The sequence below is a fragment of the Pigmentiphaga sp. CHJ604 genome (assembly GCF_036972535.1).
Lineage (GTDB): Bacteria > Pseudomonadota > Gammaproteobacteria > Burkholderiales > Burkholderiaceae_B > Pigmentiphaga > Pigmentiphaga daeguensis.
On sequence record NZ_CP136998.1, the window covers coordinates 5,373,810 to 5,393,661 of the forward strand.

Sequence of the window (19,852 nt, forward strand, 5' to 3'; positions counted from 1 at the left end):
GCTCAGGCGCGCGGCGCCTCGGTCAGGAGGCGCGAGAGCGACGCGCTGGCCAGTTCACCGATGCGCGTCAGGAAGGTCGTGCCCATCGAGGGCGTGAAGCGCTCGGCGTCGGGCGATGCCAGCACCAGCAGGCCGAAGGCTTCGGGCGCGATGCCCACGCGCAGCGGGATCAGGGCCAGCGAACGCACTTCGCGATCGAGCCAGGCCGCGGCCTCGAAGCCCGAGTTGGGGCCGCAGTACGGCGACATCAGTCCATTGGCGAAGGTTCGTGCATCGGCCGAGACTTCTCCGCGCCAGGGGGCCTCGGCATCGCCCAGGGCGGTCTCGGCCCAGATGCGCAGCGCCACGTCGGGCACGCTGAAGATCTCGCCCAGGCCGCCGGCAACGGCGGCGGGCAGCGCCTGCGGATCGCGCTCCTTGAGCAGGCCCCGGCTCCACAGCAGCAACCGGTCGGAGATGTGTTCGTTCTCGGAAGCGGCACGCACCAGTTCCGACACCCGCAGCTCCATGCCGCGCACGCGCTCGCGCAGCGCCAGCACCTGGCGCTCGGCCAGCGAGACGGCCTTGCCCTCGTGGGGATGGGGCACCTTCATGGTGGAGAATAGCTCGGCGTGCCGTTCGAAGAAATCGGTGTTGTCCTTGAGGTATTGCGCGACTTCGTTGGCGTCCATGTACGTTCCGGAATTCATTGTTGATATAAGGCAAGGGCGCGCGAAGCGCGTGGGGGGTGGATTCCCCCCCTCTAGCCCAGGAGGCGGTCGACGTCGACAGTGCCTTCGAACACGGTCACGGCCGGGCCGGTCATCAGCAGTTGCTCGCCGTCCCAGGCGATGGTCAGCACGCCGCCCCGCGTCTGCACGCGCACCGGCGACTCCAGCAGCCCCCGGCGGATGCCCGCGGCCACCGCCGCGCAAGCGCCCGTGCCGCAGGCCAGCGTCTCGCCCGCGCCGCGCTCGTAGACGCGCAGCCGGATGTCGTGGCGACCGACGACCTGCATGAAACCGGCATTGACCCGGCGGGGAAAGCGCGGATGGCTCTCGACCCGCGGACCGACGGACGCCACCGGCGCGGCGTCGACGTCATCGACCACCAGCACCGCGTGCGGATTGGAAATACCGACGGCCGACACCCAGACGATGCGTTCGGCCTCGCCCGGCGCCGACACGTCCAGCGGCCAGACGTCGTCCGCGCCTTCGCGCCGCGGCGTCAGGCCCGCCGGATCGAACGGCACGGCGGCCGGATCGAAACTGGTGCGGCCCATGTCGACGCTGACCTCGCCATCGTCCTGTTCGTTCAGCACGATGATGCCGGTGCAGATCTCGGCGCGCACCGGATTGCGGTCGGTCAGCCCCTGCTCGTGCACGAAGCGCACGAAGCAGCGGGCGCCGTTGCCGCAGTGTTCGACCTCGCCGCCGTCGGCGTTGAAAATGCGATAGCGGAAGTCGGCATCGGAACGGGTGGGCCGCTCGACCAGCAGGATCTGGTCGGCGCCGATCCCGAACTGCCGATGGGCGAGCTTGCGCGCCCGCTCGGGGGTGAGCCGGATATCTTGGCGCACGCCGTCCAGGACGACGAAATCATTGCCCGCGCCATGCATTTTGGTGAAGTGCCAGGTCATGCCGGAATTATAGTCCGCGCCCAGGCACCACGCGCCGCCGGGGGCGGAGCTTGGTATTCTGGCGACTGGCCGGTCTACTGGAACTCGCAATGGCTCGTATCGTCCCCGACGGTTGGCGGGAAATCAACGCCACCGGCGCCGCCCGCCGGGAAATCGAAACCCTGGCCACGCTCGAACGCGGCCTGCCCGATTCCTACACCGTCTACCATGCCGTCCACTGGACCAACGTGGAGCACGGTTTCTCGGTCTATGGCGACATCGACTTCGCCATCGTCAACGCCGCCGGCGACCTGCTGCTGATCGAGCAGGTCAGCGGGTTCCTGGAGGAAACGCCCGAGGGGCTCTGCAAGAAATACCCCAGCCACAGCACCAACGTGCCGATACAGATCGCCCGCCAACTGGCGGTGCTGCGCGGCCGGCTGGCCCGGCGCCCCCACCTGGACGCCATCCGCGTCGAATACCTGCTGTACTGCCCGGACTACTCGGTGCGCCACCCGGAAACCGCCGGCCTGTCGTCCGAGCGCATCGTCGACGCCGCCGAACGCGACCGCCTGTGCGCGGTCATCCAGCTCGCGCTGCCGCAGGCGCCCGCCACGCCTGCCGCGCCGGCCGTGCGCCGCTTCCTGGACGACATCATCCAGCTCGAACCCGACGCCAACGCCCTGGTCGGACAGGCGCGGGCGCTGGTCACCCGCATCTCGGGCGGCCTGGCGCACTGGGCGCGGCGGCTGGAATTCGAACCGTTCCGCCTGCGGGTGATCGGCACTGCCGGCTCGGGCAAGACCCAGCTCGCCCACGCGGAATTCCGCGCCGCCATCGACGCCGGCCGCCGGCCGCTGTACGTGTGCTTCAACCGGCCGCTGGCCGACCACTTCAACGGCATCGCGCCCGACGGCGGCCTGGCCTGCACCTTCCACACCCTGTGCGACAAGGTGCTGCACGCCGCCGGGCAGCCGGTGGACTTCTCGGGCCCCGACGCCTTCACCACCCTGGTCGCACGCGCCGCGCGCGAAGCCGTGCCCGACCACCTGCGCTTCGACACCATCATCATCGACGAAGGCCAGGACTTCTCCGACGAATGGCGCGACCAGATCCTGCGCCATGCGCGCGAGCACGCACGCATGGTCTGGCTGGAAGACCCGATGCAGAACCTCTACGGCAAGCCGGCCGTGCACCTGCCGGACTGGGTCACGCTGCGCGCGCAAAGCAACTACCGCAGCCCGCGCAGCATCGTGAAGCTGCTGGACCGGCTGTTGCCCGACGACCAGCACATCGAGCCGCGCGGCCCCATCGCCGCCGGCGGCCTGGGCGTGCTGGTCTACGACAACGAGGCGGAGCTGCTGGCGCACACCAAGAAGGCCATCTCGCAATGCCTGGCCGCCGGCTTCAAGCGCGCCGACATCGCGGTGGTCAGCTTCCGCGGCCGCGAAAGCTCGGCCGTGCTGGGCCAGACCCAGCTCGGCCCGCATGCCATGCGCACCTTCACCGGCCGCTACGACCTCTTCGGCAAGCCCGAGTTCTCGGACGGCGAGGTGCTGATGGAGTCGGTCTACCGCTTCAAGGGCCAGGCCGCCCCCGCCGTCGTCTTCACCGAGGTCGACTTCGACCACCTGGACGAGCGGACGGCGCGCAAGCTCTTCGTGGGCGGCACGCGCGCCATGCTGCGTCTGGAACTGGTGGTGTCGCGGCATGCGATGGAGCATGGCCTGGGCGCGATACTCGAAAGCGCGTCCTAGGCGCGGGACGGCCGCGCCGGCATCAGTCCACCGTCGCGCCCGACTCCCGCACCACCGCGCCCAGCTTGGCGATCTCGCTGCGAATGAAGCGCCCGAACTCCTCGGGCGTATCGCCCACCGGCTGCATGACCTGGGCCAGCAACTTGGCCTTGACCTCCTTGTCCCGCAGGGCAAGGGCGATCTTGCGGGACAGCGTCTCGACGATGGGCTGCGGCGTTCCCGCCGGCGCGACCAGTCCCAGCCAGCCGACGAACTCATAGCCCGGCAGCGTCTCGGCCACGGTGGGAACATCCGGCATCGATTCGAAGCGCTTGGCGCTGGTGACGGCCAGGGCCCGCAGCTTGCCCGATTCGACATGCGGCATGACGACGGGAATGCTCTCGAAGTCGACGCCGATCTGGCCGGCCAGCAAGGCGGCAACGGCGGGCGCGCTGCCGCGATAGGGAACGTGCGTCATGCTGGTGCCCGCCAGGCTGTTGAACAGCTCGCCCGCGATGTGCATCGAGGTGCCGTTGCCGGCGGAGCCGCGGTTCACCTTGCCCGGATGCTGGCGGACATAGGCCAGGAACTCCGTCATGTTGGCAACGGGAACGGTGGCGGGGTTGATGGCCAGCACGAGCGGATAGGTGACGGCCAGGGAAATCGGCGTGAAGTCCTTGACCGCGTCGTAGCCCAGCTTGCGATACAGCATCGGATTGATCCCGTGCGTGCTGACCGTGCCCATCAGCAGCGTATAGCCGTCGGGCTCCGCCCGCGCCACGGTCTCGGCGGCGATCACGCCGCCGCCCCCGCCACGGTTCTCGACGATGAAGGGCACGCCCATGCTTTGCGAGAGCTTGTCCCCCAGCAGCCGCGCGACCAGGTCGGTGGGTCCGCCGGGCGCGGCGCCGACGACGATGCGCACGGGTTTGGCGGGATAGCCGTTCTGGGCCGGCGCCGGTCCCGCAAGTGCGGCGGCCGACGTGAACACGATCAAGCGCAGCAAGGCATGCATGGGTGTCTCCTCGTTGCCGGAAGGGCGGCGACCGTAGCCTAGGGCCTGTTAACACAACGCAGCCCATCTGCAATCAGGGCGAAATTGATGAACCCGGTAAACATGACGTCGAGTTTGTCGAAGCGGGAGAAGATTCTGCGGAAGCCTTTGAGTCGCCGAAACAGGCGCTCGACCTCGTTGCGCCGCTTATACATCTCCCGGTCGTACTGCCATGGCTGAACACGCGTCTTCAATGGCGGCACGACTGGGATGTATCCCAAATCCAAGGCCAGTTGCCGAGTCTCGTTGCCTTCGTAGGCTTTGTCCATCAGCAAGTGCAGTGGCCGATTCGGTCTGCCCAGGCGGCGCAACAGTGCCCGCCCCTGCGGGCCATCGCCGGCTTGGCCCGGCGACAGCGCGAAGATCACTGCCGTTCGAGCATCCGCGGCAACCAGATGAATCTTGGTGGTCCAGCCTCCTCGAGACTTGCCAATGCTTTGGCGGCCTTTTTTTTGAGGGCCCCCGTACCGTCCGGATGCACTTTGACTATCGTGCTGTCCAGCGACACCGCCTCGATGCGTATCCGGACAATCTGCGACTGCTGCAGTTGCTCGAACACCCGATCCAGAACGCCGCTCTTGGACCACCGGTTCATTCTCGTATAGATCGTGTGCCAGTTGCCAAAACGCTCCGGCAACCCTCTCCATTTGCAGCCGTGCTCGGCCACGTACAGGATCGCGTTCAGCACGTTCAGATTGCTCATGCTCACATTGCCCCGCTGGCGAGGAAGGCAATGCTCTATCTGCTTGAATTGGGCTTCGCTGATTTCCATCACCGAAGTATCTCTTAATTTTCATGATTAACACCATTAGTGTTAACACGACCTAGGCGGCGGGCGCGACCACGCGGCCGTGGGTGATGTGGCGGTTGAAGATCCAGGCGTCGTAGCGCTTGCGCGTGTCGTTGAGCGCGGAATGCGCCAGGTGCCAGTCCAGCGCAGCCTGGTCTTTCCATTCCTCGAACAGGAAGACGCGGTCGTCCATCGGCGCCGACGGCGTGATGATCTTGAACTGCAGGCAGCCTTCCTCCTTGAGCGAGTTGGCGGCGTGCGTCTGCATGACCGCGAGGAACTCCGCGCGGTGCTCGGGCTTGATGGAAAACTCGACGATCAACGATATGGCTTGCATGGCGTCTTTCCGTTGCATGGGTTTGAAAGAAGGATCCGGCAGCGTTCGATGGCGATGCGTACCACCTCGTCCGGATCGCGCTCCCACCAGTCGGTGGAGAAGATCTCGACTTCGTACGGGCCGGCGTAGCCGTTGCGGGCCAGGCAGGCCAGCAGCCCCGCCAGGTCGGCGGCGCCGTCGCCCATCATGGCGCGGTCGTTGACCGGATGGCGGGTGGGGACGCGCCAATCGCACAGCTGCACGGTGGCGATGTGGGGCAGGTGCGGCGGCGCGAGGCTGTCGTACAGGTCGGGATCCCACCACGTGTGGAACACATCGAGCACGACGCCGCAGCCGGGGCCGGCTTCCCGGCACAGGCGCAGGGCCTGCGCCAATGTGTTCACGCAGCCGCGCTCGGCGGCGTGCATGGGGTGGAAAGGCTCGATACCCAGTTTCACGCCCGCCTGGGCGGCCAACGGCGCGGCTTCGCACAGCAGGTCCCGCACCTCTTCGCGCGCCCGGGCCAGGCCGGCCACCGCACCGCCTCCGCAGACGAACACGACTGCGCCCGCGCCGATCTCGGCCGCCTCATCGATGGCCTGCCGGCAATCGGCCAGCGCGGCGCCCGGCCCACGCTCGCGCAGCTGCGCCAGGTCGCCCGCCTTGCACAGCGACGGCACCCAGGCATCCGCGTCCCGCAGCAGCCGGCGAGCCCGCGCCACGCCGCATTCGGCCAGTTTGTCGCGCCAGACGCCCACGCCGTGCACGCCGTGGCGCGCGTAGCCGGCAATGGCCTCTTCCAGCGACCAGGCGGGCGTGGTGATCTGGTTGATGGCCAGCCGTTCCCGCATCATCCGCGTCTCCCGCCGCTCGGCTGCGCCATCACCGCGACCGCAGGGCGTCGATGTTGCGCACCTCGGCCACCTTGCGCACGTATTCCTCCGGCGGAGCCTGGTACAGCAGCTTGCGGCTGACGTGCACGCCGGTCATCTCCTTCATGGCCACGACCATTTCCGTCGCCTTGACCAGCAGCCGGTAGCAGTCCAGCAACGGCACGCCGTCGACCTCGAAGATGCCGCGCTGGGCCAGCAGCGTCGACGACGGCCCGGCAGGGATCACCACTTCGGCGCCGCGCTCGATGGACCGGCGCGAGGCGGCCAGGATCTGTTCCACGCAGTCATCGCCGGCGCGCGTGTCGGTGAACACGGAATCGAAGCCGCGGATGTTCGAGAACTCGATGTACTCGACCGAGGCCAGCCGGTCGCGCAACCCGTAGCCGATGGGAATCTCGCGGTAACGGGGGACCATCTTCTCGTTGGGCACGACCAGGCCGAAGCGCTCGCCCATGGTGCAGGCATGAAAGCAGCAGACCTCCATGAACGAGACCACGGGAATGTCGAGCATCTCGCGCAGCTCCACCAGCGCGGGATCCAGCGAGTTGGCCAGCACGAACGCGTCGTAGCCGCCCTGCTGGCGGATGGCCAGCGCGTTGTCGATGATCTCGCGCACGTCGTAGTTCCAGAACAGGCGGAACTGGTCGCCCAGCGCACCCTGCCGGGTGCCGCGCACTTCCACCTTGGTCCCCGGCAGCGCGGCGCCGTCGCACAGCGCCTGGGTGGCACGCAGGAAATTCGCCATGCCGGTCTCGGACGAGACGAGCTGATACCAGATACGCATTACTGCCTCCTTGGTTGGGCGGACACGGCTGCGCCATGCCCATGCAAAAGATGTTGCGCGGCGTCCAGCCGCAGGTCGGTTCCCAGCTCGCGGCTCAGGTCGCGCACTTTCTCGAGCAGCTTCAGGCCCTCGCCGTTGCGCGCCAGCCTGGGCAGGCCGTCGGGCCCCTCTCCCTCGGCCCACAGGGTGAGCGGCTGCAGCGTGAACGTGGGCGGACCGTCCCGGCCGCAGGTCAGGCGGACCAACAGGGCTTCCCAGGCCGAACGCCTGCGGTAGAAGCCGGCGCTGTCGCGCCGGGCACGGTAGACGTCGGCCAATGATTCGTCGCGCATCGCGTACGCATCGAAGAAATCCGCGGGCTGCGTGGGGAACAGGTAGGGCTGAAACACGAAGGCGCCGATGCCATGGAAGATGGGCCGGCCGCGATGCAGCTGCACGCCCCGCACGCCGTGCGCGCCGTGCCCGATGACGGCATCGGCGCCCGCCTCGATGGCGCGCCGGCCCATCTCCACCGCGAAGCCCGGCGGCATGTCGGGCCGGCTGTCGTACTCGTGCGTGTGCATGCTCAGCAGCACCCAGTCCGCGTCGCGGCGCGCCGCGCGCACCGCCGCCTCGATGTCGGCAGCGTCGTCGGGCGCGGCCCAGGACTCCACGCCGAAATCCTTGCCGCGCACGAAGCGGGCACCCAGCAGCGACAACGCCGGGCCGCGCTCGTCGTCGTAGGCCCTCGCCAGCGGATGTTCGCGATGCTTGCCCACGGGCAGGTGCTCCCGGATGCGTTCCAGCGCGGCATAGGCCTCGCCATCGACGCGGTAGCGCGTGCCGAAGCGTAGCGGCGCGACCCCCGGCCGGCCCGGCGTATCGTCTCGCGACCGCCCGGCCCGCGCGTGGTCCAGGTGGCTGGACGAGACGGCCAGCACGGCCACGCGGCCACCCCGGGTATCGACCATGGCGGGGCGCAGGGCCTGCTGCAGGTCGGCGCCGGTGCCGGCATGGGGAATTCCCAGGTCGCGAAGCGCGGCCTCGGTCTGGCGCAAACCGTCGACGCCGTAGTCGCCGGCGTGGTTGTTGGCCGTGGACGCCACGTTGACGCCCAGCCAGGCCACGTCCCCGGCCAGCGCCGCCGGCGCGCCCGCCCACGCCCCCGGCGCCTGGGCCGCTGCCACCGTCGGATGGCTCAGCAACTGGACCTCGAGGTTGGCGAAGCGCACGTCGCACTCGCGCAGGGCCTGGACCGCCGCGATGAAACCGGGATCCGTCTCGCCATGCAGCGGCTTGCCCATGTACAGGTCGCCCACGGCCCCTATCGTGATCGTCGGCGCCCTGGATGCCGGCTCGATGGATGGCATGGCGTCACTCGGCCTGGATGTTGGCGGTCTTCACGACCTTGGCGACGCGCGTCCGCTCGCGGGCGATGAAGTCGGCGAACTGCTGGCGCGTCCCCGGCGACGGCGTCGCGCCCAGGTCCACCAGCCGCTGCTTTACCGCCGCCTCGTCGACGACCTCGCGCAGCGCCGCGTTCAACTTGTCCAGCACCGCCGGCGGCGTGGACGCGGGCGCGGCCAGCCCGTACCACACCGATTCCTCGTAGCCGGGCACGCCCGCCTCGGTCGCGGTCGGCACGTCGGGCAGCAGATCCATGCGGCTGGCGCGCGCGATCGCCAGCGCGCGCAACTTGCCGCCCTTGATGTGCGCCATGGATTCGACCGTGTTCAGCGGCATGAACGAGATGCGCCCGCCCAGCATGTCGGACAGCGCGGGCGCCGCGCCCTTGTAGGGCACGTGCAGCACCTCGATGCCCGCCGCCTGCTTCAGCGACTCGCCGGCCAGATGGGCGGAGCTGCCTATGCCCGGCGATGCGTAGGTCAATTCCCCCGGCTTGGCGCGGGCGCGGGCCAGCAGGTCGCCCAGCGTCTTGAAGGGCGAGGCCGCCGGCACCGCCACCACCAGCGGTGCGGAGGCGATCATGCCCACCGGCGCGAAGTCGCGCTGGCCGTCGAACGGCAGGTCGGCGAACAGGCTGTTGTTGGTGGCGATGGAGTTGGCCACCAGCAGCAGCGTGTAGCCGTCGGCCACCGCGCGCGCCACGGCCTGCATGCCGATGTTGGAACTGCCGCCGGGCTTGTTCTCGACGATGAAGGGCTGCCCCAGCTTCTCGGCCATGCGCTGCCCCACCAGCCGCGCGACGGCGTCGGTCGCGCCTCCCGGCGCATAGGGCACGACGATGGTGACTGGATGCGTCGGCCAGGATCCGGCAGCGGCGTGCGCGGACCCGGCCAGCGCCCAGGCGGCCAGGCCCGCCAGGAAGTGTCGAACCATGCTTGTCTCCCGCATTTATTAAACCAACGTTTGAATTATTAATGGCGATTATAGGCCGCCATCGGCCACTCGCCACCGGGGTTAACCCTGGCATCGATGGTTCGAGCAGCATGCGCGCGGCAAGGCGAACGCGCCGCGGGACGGCGGGCGCAAGGGAAACGAAGGGAACGGACGCGCGGCGCGGAACCGCGCCGGAAGGCTAGTCGGCCAGCAGGCCGGCCAGGAAGAAGCGCACCATGCGGTCGACCATGTCGTCGGGCCGGTGGTGGACCTGCGGCAGGGGCGCGGACGCGAAGGCCGCGGGCGGCCGTTCCATGCGCTCCCAGCCGCCCATGGCGTAGATGATGCCGCCCACCATCAGGTTGTAGCGCCAGATCACTTCCTCCAGCGGCAGCTTGGGCAGGAAGTGCTTGAGGGCCAGGATGAAGCGGCTGCGCACGGGTTCGTAGTAGGTCTGCAGGAACTCGTTCTCGCCGGGCATGGCGAAGGCGCGCGACAGGAACTGCATGACCACCAGCGCCGAATTGTTGCTGCGGGCGTTGATCGCCGCCGTCAGTTTCATGGGCGGCTCGACGAAGGCCCGCACCACCGCTTCCAGCGTGGGGGCGCCGCTGGCCAGCGCCGCGTCCAGCAGCGCCAGCCGCTCATCGTTCAGCGGCACGACGCGGCGCCGGAACATTTCCTCGAACAGCTGGGACTTGCCGCCGAAGTGATAGGTGATGGCGGCCAGGTTCACGCCGGCCGCCTCGCTGATGGCGCGCACCGACAAGGCTTCGAACCCTTCCGCCGCGCAGATGCGCTCGGCCACGTCGAGGATGGTGGTGCGCGTTTCCTCTCCGGCCGCGTTCTGCGAGCCACGGGGCCGGACTCGCGTGGCGGGCGGGGCTGACACGGCGGAAGCGGATTTACGGGTCATGGATGGAAGGCCGTAACGGGAACGAGTCCCGATTGTACGTCGGAAGCGTTGACCGCCTTATTTTGCCGCGTCTATAATTTAAACAAACGTATGTATTTAAGGAGGAGATAGTGCCCACCCCCATCCTGACCTGCGCCATCACGGGCGGGGATGACACGGCCGGGCGATTCCCGGCCGTCCCGGTCACGCCGCGCCAGATCGCGGAGTCGGCCATCGAAGCCTGCCGCGCGGGCGCCGCCATCGCCCACATCCACGTGCGCGACCCGGCCACCGGCAAGCCATCGCTGGACCCCGCGCTCTACCGGGAAGTGGTGGAGCGCGTGCGCGACAGCGGCTCGCCCGTCATCCTGAACCTGACCACCGGCGCCGGCGCACGCTTCCTGCCCGACGCCTCCGCGCCGAACGCCGCGGCGGCCGGCTCCAACCTGCGCCCGCCGGCCGAGCGCTGCGCCCACATCCTGGCGCTGCGGCCGGAGATCTGCACGCTGGACATGGGATCGCTCAACTTCGGCAAGGGAGCGCTCATCAACGTGCCGGACCACATCGAGGCCATCGCCGCCGTGATCCGCGAGGCCGGCTCCAAGGCCGAACTGGAGATCTTCGACACCGGCCACATCGCGCTGGCGCGGCACCTGATCGATCGCGGCGTGATCGAACCCGACCCGCTATGGCAGCTGGTGCTGGGCGTACCGTGGGGCGCGCCCGCCAACAGCGAGACCATGATGCACCTGCGCGGCCAGCTGCCGGCGGGCGCGCGCTGGGCGGCCTTCGGCATCGGCCGCCAGGAGTTCCCGATGCTGGCGCAGGCGGCGCTGCTGGGCGGCCACGTGCGCGTGGGGCTGGAGGACAACCTGTACCTGTCGCAAGGCGTACAGGCGCGCAGCAACGCGGAGCTGGTCCGGCGCGCGGTGGAGATCCTGCATGCGCTCGACATGGAGCCCGCCGCGCCCGACGAGGCGCGGCGCATGATCGGACTGACGCCACGATGACCATGGAAGAACCGGTGCGCGTCGCGCTGGCGCAAGTGTGCCCGGGCCCGGACCTGGACCGCAACCTGGACGAGTTGGCGGCCATGGCCCTGCGGGCGCGCAGCCAGGGCGCCCAGTGGCTGCTTCTGCCCGAGTACGCCGCCATGCTGCACGGCAGCCGGCAGGCCATGCGGGCCGCGGCCGACCGCGCCGACGACGTCGAGGCCGCCGTGCGCAGCCTCGCGCGGGACCTGGGCATGTGGGTGTTGCTGGGTTCGCTGGTGGTTCCCGACGGACCGCGCAGCATGTTCAACCGCAGCCTGCTGTTCGATGCCGAAGGCGGCCTGGCCGCCCGCTACGACAAGCTCCACCTGTTCGACGCCACGCTGCCCGACGGCAGGACGATACGCGAGTCGTCGGCCTACACCGCGGGCGACGAGGCCGTCGTGGTCGATACCCCCTGGGGACGCGTGGGGCTGTCCATTTGCTACGACCTGCGCTTTCCCGGCCTGTATCGCGCGCTGGCACTGGCCGGCGCGCAGATCCTGGTGGTCCCCGCCGCCTTCGCCCGCGCCACCGGCGCCGCCCACTGGCATGCGCTGCTGCGCGCCCGCGCCATCGAGAACGGCGCCTTCGTGCTGGCGCCCGCGACCTGCGGCGACAGCCCCGGCGGCCGGGCCAGCTACGGCCACAGCCTGGCGCTGGGCCCCTGGGGCGACACGCTGGGCGAACTGGGCGACGAGCCCGACTGCCTGACCGTGCCGCTGGACCTGGCCGCCGTGACTCGGGTCCGCGCGGAGCTGCCCGGCCTGTCCCACGAGCGCGCGTTCAGCCTGCGGCTGGCGGGCCCTTCCCCACTTGTTCCCTCCGACGGAATGCCTCATGACACAACCGCATGAACAGCGCTCGCCCGCCCGGCCGAGCCAGCCCCCGAACCTTCGCTCGCGCTACGTCGATGCCGCCGCCATGGCCTGGCACCCGACGGACTTCCCCGGCATCGACATGAAGATCCTGTATGCCGATGCCGACAGCGGCATGTCGACCATCCTGTTCCGGATGGCGCCCGGTTCGGTCGTGCCCCTGCACGAGCACACGGCGCTGGAGCAAACCTACATCCTGTCCGGACGCCTGGTGGACGACGAGGGCGAGGTGGGTCCGGGGGGCTTCGTCTGGCGGCCGGGCGGCAACATCCACATCGCCCGCGCCCCGGAAGGGGCGACCTTCCTCTCGGTCTTCATGAAGCCCAACCGCTTCTTCGGCGGGGCGAAGTTCTTCACCGAGTGATACCCGCGCGTCATGCCGCCGGCGGGGTCTCGCCGCGTGGCGCCTTGTAGCGGTTGTAGCCCCACAGGTATTGCTCGGGACAACGCCGGATCATGGCCTCCATGCCGGCATTGACCCAGGCGGCCTGGTCTTCGGCCGTCTCGGGCACCGGGCCGGGTAGCCGCACGAAATGGACCTTCCAGCCCTGCCCGCCGGGCAGTCGCTCGCCCGCCGCCAGGACCACGGCGGCGCCGGTCTGCGCCGCCAGCCGGCCGGGCAGCACCATGCTGAAAGCGGGTTTGCCGAAGAACGGCGCCCAGACGCCTTCGCCGTTGCCGGGCACCTGGTCCGGCAGGATGCCGATGGCCTCGCCACGGCGCAGGGCCCGCACCAGCTGGCGCACGCCCTGCAGGTTGGCGGGCGCGGTGTCCAGGTTCGGACCGCGCCGGCCGCCCTCGACCAGCTGCGATACCCAGGCCTTGCGCGGCGGCCGGTAAAGCACCGTGATGGGGCCGCCCCGGTGGGCGTAGTAACGCGCCGCGACCTCGAAGCAGCCCAGGTGCGGCGTCAGGAACAGGATGCCCTTGCCCTCGTCCAGCGCGCCCTGCACCGCGTCCCAGTCGTCGGTGCGGCACTCGGCCAGCGCCCGGTCGGGACGGAACCAGACGCGCGGGATCTCCAGCGCGCCCTCCCCCGCGGCGGCGGCCGAGCGGCGCGCGAAATCCTCGCCTTCATAGCCGCCCAGGGCGGCGTTGGCGCGCAGGCGCGCGGCATAGTCGGCGGAACTGCGATACACCAGCAGCCCCAGGCAGCGCCCCAGGCGGTGCAGCCAGCCCAGCGGCAGCCGCGCGAGCAAACGATAGAAAGTCAGCAGCATCGAACGATCCGAACCTCGAAGAACAGGCCCCGCGGCCACGTTGCCGGCTGGGGGGTGGGCTCCATCGGGATTTTCCCCTAAAATGGAAAAGATCGCCGAGTTAACAGACAACTTGCGGGGCGATCGCGGCGCCGGCCCGTCCGGTGCGCGCATAAATGCCGCTAAAGCGTCGCTGCTCGCCACAGGTCCAAGACCCAGCAACGTGCAACACGCCGCGGAACCGATAGCCGGCGTGCGCGCCGGTCAGCTTTCAAAGGACTATCGAGTGGCCAATTCCTACCTCTTCACTTCGGAATCCGTCTCCGAAGGACACCCCGACAAAGTCGCCGACCAGGTCTCCGACGCCATCCTGGACGCCATCCTCGCGCAGGACCCGACCTCGCGCGTGGCTGCGGAAACGCTGTGCAACACCGGCCTGGTCGTGCTGGCGGGCGAGATCACCACGCGCGCCAACGTCGACTACATCCAGGTCGCCCGCGACACCATCAAGCGCATCGGCTACGACAACACCGACTACGGCATCGACTACAAGGGCTGCGCGGTACTGGTCGCCTACGACAAGCAGTCGCCCGACATCGCCCAGGGCGTGGACCGCGCCTCGGACGACTACCTGAACCAGGGCGCCGGCGACCAGGGCCTGATGTTCGGCTACGCGTGCAGCGAAACGCCCGACCTGATGCCCGCGCCGATCTGGTATTCGCACCGCCTGGTCCAGCGCCAGAGCGAACTGCGCAAGGACGGCCGCCTGCCGTGGCTGCGTCCCGACGCCAAGTCGCAGGTCACCTTCCGCTACGTCGACGGCAAGCCGGTCGAGGTCGACACCGTGGTGCTGTCCACGCAGCACTCGCCGGACGTCAGCCAGGACACCATCCGCGAAGCCGTCATCGAAGAGATCATCAAGAAGACCTTCCCCGATGGCCTGATCACCGACAAGACCCGCTACCTGGTCAACCCCACCGGCCGCTTCGTCATCGGCGGCCCGCAGGGCGACTGCGGCCTGACCGGCCGCAAGATCATCGTCGACACCTACGGCGGCGCGTGCCCGCACGGCGGCGGCGCGTTCTCGGGCAAGGACCCGTCCAAGGTCGACCGTTCGGCCGCGTATGCCGCCCGCTACGTGGCCAAGAACATCGTCGCCGCGGGCCTGGCCACGCGCGCGCAGATCCAGGTCAGCTACGCCATCGGCGTGGCCGAGCCCATCAACATCACGGTCGACACCTACGGCACCGGCGTCATCCCCGACGACCAGATCGCCAAGCTGGTGCGCGAGCACTTCGACCTGCGTCCGAAGGGCATCGTCAACATGCTGGACCTGCTGCGCCCGATCTACCAGAAGTCGGCCGCCTACGGCCACTTCGGCCGCTCCGAGCCCGAGTTCAGCTGGGAAGCCACCGACAAGGCGGCTGCGCTGCGGTCGGCGCGGTAACGCCTCGCTACCCGCCGAAGTCTCCGTAGACTTCGCGCGGATTGCGGACCAGGATCCGTTCGAGCACCGAACGGTCCTCCACCCACTCGGCCAGCAGGTCGAACAGGTCGCCGTCGTTGGGCATGCCCCTGCCCTGCATGTTCGTGTGGGGCCAGTCGCTGCCCCACAACAGGCGTTCGGGCGCATGGCGCACCAACGCGCGCGCCAGAGGCGTGACGGCGGCATAGGGGTAGTCCTGTGCCGTGCAGCGCATGGGGCCGGAGATCTTCACCCACACACGCCCGGTATCCAGCAGCTCCAGCAGCCGCCGGAAGGCCGGCTGCTCCACCCCGCCCGCGGCGGGAATGCAGGCGAAGTGGTCCAGCACGATGCGGTTGGGCAGCCGCAGCAGCGCATCGGCATGTTCGACCAGGTCAGTGCCATGCGGATAGAACTGGACGTGCCAGCCGAACTCGGCGATCAGCTCGGGGATGCGCGGCGACGACAATCGGGGCAAGGCGCCGCGATGGCCGTGGCTGACGAAGCGGGCGCCGCGCACGCCCAGCGCGTCGAGCTCGGCCACGCGCGCGCGGTCCACGTCGTCGGGCAGCAGCGCCACGCCGCGAAAGCGGTCCGGGAAGCGCCGCAGCACTTCGGCCAGGTGGTCCGGGTTCTGGCCGTAGCCGGCGCCGCTGACCACCACCGCGCCGGACAATCCCAAGGTGTCCTGCAAGGCGATGTTGGTTTCGGGCAGTGCGTCCGCCGAGCGGTACTTGCTGCCCGGGTGGAACGGATAGCGGCTGGCGGGTCCGAACAAGTGCACATGGCAATCGATGGCGCCCGCCGGCGCGGCCAGCCGGGGCTTGCGCGGGTGCGGGTCGGGCGGCGGCGTCAGCGGAAGCGCGTCCTGGCCGGACATGGGGTTCTCCATCAGTTCGCGGTGATGCGGGCACGCCGCACCACGTCCTTCCATTGCCGGATCTCGGCCGAGATCATGCCGGCGAAGTCCTCGGGCGTGCTGGTCCTGGGCTCCACGCCCGCCGCCTGCAACTGGCTGTTCCAGGCGGGGTCCTTGCCGATATCCGCCATCGTCCGGTGCAACACGTCGATCACCTCGCGCGGCGTGCCCGCCGGCGCCAGCACGCCCAGCCACAGGATGCCTTCGTAGCCCGGCACGCCGGACTCGGCGATGGTCGGCACCTCGGGCAGCAACGCGGAGCGCTTCGCGCTGGCGATGGCCAGCGGCTTGATCCGTCCGCTGGCGAAATGCGGCTGCGAGGTGGTGACGGTGTCCATCTTGACCGCGATCTGGCCACCCAGCAGGTCGTTGAGCGCCGGCGCCGCCCCCTTGTAGGGCACGTGCACGACCTGGATGCCCAGTCTCTCCAGCAGGAGTTCCATCGTGACGTGGGGCAGCGTGCCGTTGCCTGCCGAACCGTAGGTCAGCTTGCCCGGGTTCTTGCGGGCGAAATCGACGAAGCCCTTGAAGTCGTCGAAGGGCTGCTGGCCGTTGGCCACCAGCAGCTCGGGGATCTGCGCGATGAGTCCGATGGGCGCGAAGTCCTTTTCCGTATCGAAGGACAGGCGTGGCGTGATCGCCGGATTGATGGTGTGGTTGGGCGTGGTGAACAGCAGCGTATAGCCGTCGGGCGCCGCGCGGGCGACGCGCTGGGTGGAGATCACGCCACCGGCGCCAGGAACGTTCTCGACCACGAACTGAGCGTCGAGCCGCCGGCCGAGCTGCGCGGCCAGCATGCGCGCCACGGCGTCCACCGAACCGCCGGCCGAGAACGGCACCACCATCGTGACCGGCCGGGACGGATAGCGGGAAGCCTGGGCCGGCGCGGCCAGTGCCAGGCTGGCGCCGAGGCAGGCGGTGGCATGCAGCCACGCGCGACGGACAGGGTATGGGCACGGCATCGGGTCTCGCCTCCTGGTTTGCGGGACGCTGAGCTTAGAGGCGGTGGCCGACCCGCCTCAAATGATTGTTTTGCACCAGTCCATGAATTCCTTGCATGCCGCCCCGCTCGTGATGATGATGTCGCTGTGCCGTTTTCCTTCCGACGAGGCATCCATGCAAATCGATTTCCTCGGCATGCAGGCCTTTCTCTGCATCGTCGAGCAAGGCGGCTTCCTGCCGGCCGCCACGCACCTGAACCTGTCCCAGACGGCGGTCAGCCATCGCCTGCGCAAGCTGGAGGACAGCCTGGGCATGAAGCTGCTGACGCGCACCACGCGCGCGATCACGCTGACCGATGCCGGCCGCGCCCTGCTGCCGCGCGTGCGCAAGGCCATGCAGGAGCTGGAGCTGTCCTACGACACCGTGCGCCAGCACGCGGGCAGCGCGCCGCACTGGCTGGTGTTCGGCTGCCTGCCGACCCTGGCGGCCACCCAGTTGTCGCCGGCGCTGCTGCGCTTCGCGACGCAGCATCCGGACATCTCGGTGCGCGTGCTGGACGATTCCATCGGCGAGATCGCCGAGCACGTGCACAACGGCACCGCGGCCTTCGGCGTGTCGCTGGCCAGCTCGAACCGGTTCGGGCTGGACATGGACGTGTTCGCCGAAGAACCGTTCGTGCTGGCCTGCCCGCCCCGCCACCGCCTGGCGCGAGCCAGGGAAGTGGACTGGGAGCGCCTGCGCGGCGAACCCCTGATCCGCATCAGCCTGCCCGCCGGCAACGCGGCCACCATCGACGATGCGCTGGGCGATCGCCGCCTGCAGTTCCGCTGGGCCTACGAGGCCCAGCACACGTCGATCGCACTGGACTTCGTCGCCAACGGGCTGGGGCTGACCGTGGTGCCGGCGCTGTCGGCCACCAGGGCGCCCGGCGTGGTCACGCGGCCGCTGGCCGGTCCCTCGGTGGCACGTCATCTGGCGGTGGTCACGCGCCACGGCGCCGTGCTCGCTCCGGCCGCGCAGGCCATGCGCGACCTGCTGGTGGCCGAGATCCGGGACCGCCTGACGGCCGTCCATGAACGGCGCGCATGAATCCGCCAAACAATTCATTTGTCCGCGCCACCCCGGTTGCCTAGACTGGCGGCGAATCGACGGTCCTCCCGCATGCCTCGGCACGGGCCCGGACCGCGCCACGAGGAGACCGCCATGTTCCACCGCGCCGCGCGGCCCATTGCCGCCGCGCTGATGTTCGCCGCCACCGCCCCGCTACACGCGCAGGACGACCGCTACCCCGAGCAGCCCATACGCGTGGTCGTGCCCTTCGGCGTCGGCGGGCTGGCCGACATCTCGCTGCGCCTGGTCACGCAGCGCCTGTCCGAACGCCTGGGCCAGCAGGTCGTGGTCGAGAACAAGCCCGGCGCGGGCGGCGTGGTGGCCGCCAACGCCGTACTGGGCGCGCCGCGCGACGGCTATACGCTCGCGCTGTTCGCCAACGGCACGGCGATCAGCAAGACCCTCTTCAAGCTGCCCTACGACCTCGTCGCCGATTTCGAACCCGTCTCCACCGTCGCCTACTTCGACCTGGTGCTGCTGACCAACGCCAAGGGCAAGCTGCAATCCCTGCCCGCGCTGCTGGCCGAGGGCAGGAAACGCCAACTGGTGCTGGGCACCATCAACCCGGGCAGCACGCAGAACCTGTCGGCCGAACTGTTCAAGTCCATGGCCGGCATCGATGCCATGGTCGTGCCCTTCAAGAGCACGCCCGAAGTGCTGACCGCCTTGCTGCGCGGCGACGTCGACGTGATGTTCGAGTCCTATGCGGCGCTCAAGGGCGCCATCACGTCGGGCCAGGCAACGCCGATCGCGGCCACCGGCAGCCGCCGCTCGAGCTGGCTGCCCAAGGTGCCCACCGTGGCCGAGAGCGGCGTGCCCGGCTACGAAGTCGCCGGCTGGAACGCCTTGTTCGCACCGGCCGGCACGCCGCCCCGCAGGCTGGACCGCCTGAACGCCGCGCTGAACGAAGTACTGCGCGAACCCGCCATCCGCCAGCGCCTGGAGGAACTCGGCACGCAGGCCCAGGGCAGCACGCGCGAGGAGCTGGCGGACGTGTTCAAGCGTGACATCGCCAAGTGGGCCGACGTCATCCGCAAGGCGGGCATTCCCATGCAACAGAACTAGCAGGAGCTTTTCCGTGACCTTCGCGACTTCCCCGGCCGACGCGGTACTGGTCGATGCCCACGTCCACGTCTTCACGCGCGACATGCCGCTCGTGCCCAACCCGCGGCACAGCCCGGACTACAGCTTCACGGTGGAGCAACTGCTGGACACCATGGACCGGCATGGCGTGCACTACGCCGTCATCGCCGCCGCCAGTCCCTGGGGGGATTACAACGACTACGTGCTCGAGTCTCTGGGCAAGTCGGCGCGATTGCGCGGAACCATCATCACCGACCCCGCCGTGGAGAAGGTCTCGCTGGATGCCATGCACGCCGCCGGCATGCGGGGCGTGCGGCTGCCTTTCATCGGCCTGCCGGAACTGCCCGACCTGGACTCGTGGAACTATCGCAAGTTCCTGCGCCGGCTGGTGGACCTGGACTGGCACGTGCACGTGCACATCGAGGGTCCCCGGCTGCCGGCGGTGCTGCCCTTGCTCGAGCAATCCGGCGTGAAGATCGTCATCGATCACATCGGCCGGCCCGATCCGGTCTCGGGAACGGCCAGCGAAGGTTTCCAGGCCATGCTGCGGTCGGTCCGCAAGGGTCGCACCTGGGTGAAGCTGTCGGGCGCCTACCGGCTGGGAGCCAATGCCCGCGAATGCGCGCAGGCGCTGTACCGCGAAGTGGACGTGGACCGGCTGATGTGGGCCAGCGACTGCCCCTTCGTGGGCGCGGAATCGACCATGACCTACGAGGCCGCCATCACGTGGCTGGAAGAGACGATCCCGGACCCGGCCGACCGGCGCCGCATCTTCGGCGGCAACGCGCTGCGCTTCTATTTCTCCTGAATCCCCGCGGCCAACGCGAAACGCATAAGCATC

The 19,852-nt window shown here is 69.3% G+C and carries 21 protein-coding genes; 8 read left to right on the forward strand and 13 right to left on the reverse strand.

What is annotated here, in order from left to right:
- Positions 1-2: 2 nt before the first annotated feature.
- Both R4823_RS25825 and dapF read right to left on the reverse strand, forming a co-directional pair.
- Complete coding sequence (locus R4823_RS25825) at positions 3-671, reverse strand: DUF484 family protein (RefSeq protein WP_254914586.1); 669 nt, start codon at positions 669-671, stop codon at positions 3-5.
- 71 nt (positions 672-742) lie between these two features.
- Positions 743-1,618 carry a diaminopimelate epimerase gene (dapF, locus tag R4823_RS25830; protein ID WP_338616599.1) on the reverse strand — a complete coding sequence of 292 codons (876 nt, stop codon included), beginning with the start codon at positions 1,616-1,618 and terminating at the stop codon, positions 743-745.
- Between the two features lie 89 nt (positions 1,619-1,707).
- Here dapF and R4823_RS25835 point away from each other — a divergent pair, with 89 nt between their 5' ends.
- Complete coding sequence (locus R4823_RS25835; RefSeq protein ID WP_132979574.1) at positions 1,708-3,354, forward strand: ATP-binding domain-containing protein; 1,647 nt, start codon at positions 1,708-1,710, stop codon at positions 3,352-3,354.
- Between the two features lie 22 nt (positions 3,355-3,376).
- Here R4823_RS25835 and R4823_RS25840 read toward each other — a convergent pair whose 3' ends face one another.
- From R4823_RS25840 to R4823_RS25875, 8 genes are all read right to left on the reverse strand, one after another.
- Positions 3,377-4,348, reverse strand: coding sequence for a tripartite tricarboxylate transporter substrate binding protein (locus R4823_RS25840; protein ID WP_132979573.1), 972 nt, complete (start codon positions 4,346-4,348; stop codon positions 3,377-3,379).
- Between the two features lie 38 nt (positions 4,349-4,386).
- Positions 4,387-5,159 (reverse strand): IS5 family transposase gene (locus tag R4823_RS25845; RefSeq protein ID WP_132980470.1). Its coding sequence is split into 2 segments (ribosomal slippage): positions 4,387-4,835 and positions 4,835-5,159, totalling 774 coding nucleotides; the frame shifts between segments, so codons are not numbered across the junction.
- 52 nt (positions 5,160-5,211) lie between these two features.
- Positions 5,212-5,514, reverse strand: coding sequence for a putative quinol monooxygenase (locus tag R4823_RS25850; RefSeq protein ID WP_165963128.1), 303 nt, complete (start codon positions 5,512-5,514; stop codon positions 5,212-5,214).
- Positions 5,496-6,347: a sugar phosphate isomerase/epimerase family protein gene (locus tag R4823_RS25855; RefSeq protein WP_087838680.1), complete on the reverse strand. Its 852-nt coding sequence runs from the start codon at positions 6,345-6,347 to the stop codon at positions 5,496-5,498. Before R4823_RS25855 ends, R4823_RS25850 begins: the two co-directional genes overlap by 19 nt.
- Before the next feature lie 28 nt (positions 6,348-6,375).
- On the reverse strand, positions 6,376-7,170 hold the full coding sequence (locus R4823_RS25860; protein WP_087838681.1) for an aspartate/glutamate racemase family protein: 795 nt from the start codon (positions 7,168-7,170) through the stop codon (positions 6,376-6,378).
- Complete coding sequence (locus R4823_RS25865) at positions 7,170-8,519, reverse strand: CapA family protein (RefSeq protein ID WP_132979572.1); 1,350 nt, start codon at positions 8,517-8,519, stop codon at positions 7,170-7,172. The genes R4823_RS25860 and R4823_RS25865 overlap by 1 nt, the downstream gene beginning before the upstream one ends.
- Positions 8,520-8,523: 4 nt before the next feature.
- Positions 8,524-9,489: a tripartite tricarboxylate transporter substrate binding protein gene (locus R4823_RS25870; RefSeq protein ID WP_132979571.1), complete on the reverse strand. Its 966-nt coding sequence runs from the start codon at positions 9,487-9,489 to the stop codon at positions 8,524-8,526.
- A gap of 199 nt (positions 9,490-9,688) precedes the next feature.
- The gene (locus R4823_RS25875) at positions 9,689-10,405 is read right to left on the reverse strand and encodes a TetR/AcrR family transcriptional regulator (protein ID WP_087838685.1); all 717 of its coding nucleotides are present in this window, start codon (positions 10,403-10,405) and stop codon (positions 9,689-9,691) included.
- Positions 10,406-10,515: 110 nt separating this feature from the next.
- Here R4823_RS25875 and R4823_RS25880 point away from each other — a divergent pair, with 110 nt between their 5' ends.
- From R4823_RS25880 to R4823_RS25890, 3 genes are read left to right on the forward strand one after another with little or no spacing between them, the layout of a single operon-like run.
- Positions 10,516-11,394, forward strand: a complete 879-nt coding sequence (locus R4823_RS25880) for a 3-keto-5-aminohexanoate cleavage protein (RefSeq protein WP_243724488.1) — start codon at positions 10,516-10,518, stop codon at positions 11,392-11,394.
- Positions 11,391-12,272 carry a carbon-nitrogen hydrolase family protein gene (locus R4823_RS25885; RefSeq protein WP_132979570.1) on the forward strand — a complete coding sequence of 294 codons (882 nt, stop codon included), beginning with the start codon at positions 11,391-11,393 and terminating at the stop codon, positions 12,270-12,272. The genes R4823_RS25880 and R4823_RS25885 overlap by 4 nt, the downstream gene beginning before the upstream one ends.
- Positions 12,256-12,657, forward strand: coding sequence for a cupin domain-containing protein (locus R4823_RS25890; RefSeq protein ID WP_087838688.1), 402 nt, complete (start codon positions 12,256-12,258; stop codon positions 12,655-12,657). Before R4823_RS25885 ends, R4823_RS25890 begins: the two co-directional genes overlap by 17 nt.
- 10 nt (positions 12,658-12,667) lie before the next feature.
- On the opposite strand, the gene R4823_RS25895 is transcribed toward R4823_RS25890, so the two are convergent.
- A complete protein-coding gene (locus tag R4823_RS25895; protein ID WP_087838689.1) occupies positions 12,668-13,513 on the reverse strand; it encodes a lysophospholipid acyltransferase family protein in 846 nt (281 codons plus the stop codon).
- Positions 13,514-13,778: 265 nt separating this feature from the next.
- On the opposite strand from R4823_RS25895, the gene metK reads away from it, so the two are divergent.
- A complete protein-coding gene (gene metK, locus R4823_RS25900) occupies positions 13,779-14,939 on the forward strand; it encodes a methionine adenosyltransferase (RefSeq protein ID WP_087838690.1) in 1,161 nt (386 codons plus the stop codon).
- 7 nt (positions 14,940-14,946) lie between these two features.
- Here metK and R4823_RS25905 read toward each other — a convergent pair whose 3' ends face one another.
- Complete coding sequence (locus R4823_RS25905) at positions 14,947-15,837, reverse strand: amidohydrolase family protein (RefSeq protein ID WP_087838691.1); 891 nt, start codon at positions 15,835-15,837, stop codon at positions 14,947-14,949.
- An 11-nt stretch (positions 15,838-15,848) separates the two neighbouring features.
- Positions 15,849-16,838 carry a tripartite tricarboxylate transporter substrate binding protein gene (locus R4823_RS25910; RefSeq protein ID WP_132979568.1) on the reverse strand — a complete coding sequence of 330 codons (990 nt, stop codon included), beginning with the start codon at positions 16,836-16,838 and terminating at the stop codon, positions 15,849-15,851.
- 82 nt (positions 16,839-16,920) lie between these two features.
- On the opposite strand from R4823_RS25910, the gene R4823_RS25915 reads away from it, so the two are divergent.
- The 3 genes from R4823_RS25915 to R4823_RS25925 all read left to right on the forward strand — a co-directional run bounded on the left by R4823_RS25915 (position 16,921) and on the right by R4823_RS25925 (position 19,819).
- Positions 16,921-17,907, forward strand: coding sequence for a LysR family transcriptional regulator (locus R4823_RS25915; RefSeq protein ID WP_243724487.1), 987 nt, complete (start codon positions 16,921-16,923; stop codon positions 17,905-17,907).
- A gap of 114 nt (positions 17,908-18,021) precedes the next feature.
- Positions 18,022-18,993: a tripartite tricarboxylate transporter substrate-binding protein gene (locus R4823_RS25920; protein ID WP_165963127.1), complete on the forward strand. Its 972-nt coding sequence runs from the start codon at positions 18,022-18,024 to the stop codon at positions 18,991-18,993.
- Between the two features lie 13 nt (positions 18,994-19,006).
- Complete coding sequence (locus tag R4823_RS25925) at positions 19,007-19,819, forward strand: amidohydrolase family protein (RefSeq protein WP_243724486.1); 813 nt, start codon at positions 19,007-19,009, stop codon at positions 19,817-19,819.
- The last annotated feature ends 33 nt before the right edge of the window (positions 19,820-19,852 follow it).

Coding starts and splice junctions, on each gene's coding strand:
- R4823_RS25890 (WP_087838688.1), top strand. CDS start 12,256: ATGACACAACCGCATGAACAGCGCTCGCCCGCCCGGCCGAGCCAGCCC.
- R4823_RS25875 (WP_087838685.1), bottom strand. CDS start 10,405: ATGACCCGTAAATCCGCTTCCGCCGTGTCAGCCCCGCCCGCCACGCGA.
- R4823_RS25855 (WP_087838680.1), bottom strand. CDS start 6,347: ATGATGCGGGAACGGCTGGCCATCAACCAGATCACCACGCCCGCCTGG.
- R4823_RS25865 (WP_132979572.1), bottom strand. CDS start 8,519: ATGCCATCCATCGAGCCGGCATCCAGGGCGCCGACGATCACGATAGGG.
- R4823_RS25825 (WP_254914586.1), bottom strand. CDS start 671: ATGGACGCCAACGAAGTCGCGCAATACCTCAAGGACAACACCGATTTC.
- R4823_RS25840 (WP_132979573.1), bottom strand. CDS start 4,348: ATGCATGCCTTGCTGCGCTTGATCGTGTTCACGTCGGCCGCCGCACTT.
- R4823_RS25885 (WP_132979570.1), top strand. CDS start 11,391: ATGACCATGGAAGAACCGGTGCGCGTCGCGCTGGCGCAAGTGTGCCCG.
- R4823_RS25915 (WP_243724487.1), top strand. CDS start 16,921: ATGAATTCCTTGCATGCCGCCCCGCTCGTGATGATGATGTCGCTGTGC.
- R4823_RS25920 (WP_165963127.1), top strand. CDS start 18,022: ATGTTCCACCGCGCCGCGCGGCCCATTGCCGCCGCGCTGATGTTCGCC.
- R4823_RS25835 (WP_132979574.1), top strand. CDS start 1,708: ATGGCTCGTATCGTCCCCGACGGTTGGCGGGAAATCAACGCCACCGGC.
- R4823_RS25905 (WP_087838691.1), bottom strand. CDS start 15,837: ATGTCCGGCCAGGACGCGCTTCCGCTGACGCCGCCGCCCGACCCGCAC.
- R4823_RS25850 (WP_165963128.1), bottom strand. CDS start 5,514: ATGCAAGCCATATCGTTGATCGTCGAGTTTTCCATCAAGCCCGAGCAC.
- R4823_RS25860 (WP_087838681.1), bottom strand. CDS start 7,170: ATGCGTATCTGGTATCAGCTCGTCTCGTCCGAGACCGGCATGGCGAAT.
- R4823_RS25895 (WP_087838689.1), bottom strand. CDS start 13,513: ATGCTGCTGACTTTCTATCGTTTGCTCGCGCGGCTGCCGCTGGGCTGG.
- R4823_RS25870 (WP_132979571.1), bottom strand. CDS start 9,489: ATGGTTCGACACTTCCTGGCGGGCCTGGCCGCCTGGGCGCTGGCCGGG.
- dapF (WP_338616599.1), bottom strand. CDS start 1,618: ATGACCTGGCACTTCACCAAAATGCATGGCGCGGGCAATGATTTCGTC.
- R4823_RS25910 (WP_132979568.1), bottom strand. CDS start 16,838: ATGCCGTGCCCATACCCTGTCCGTCGCGCGTGGCTGCATGCCACCGCC.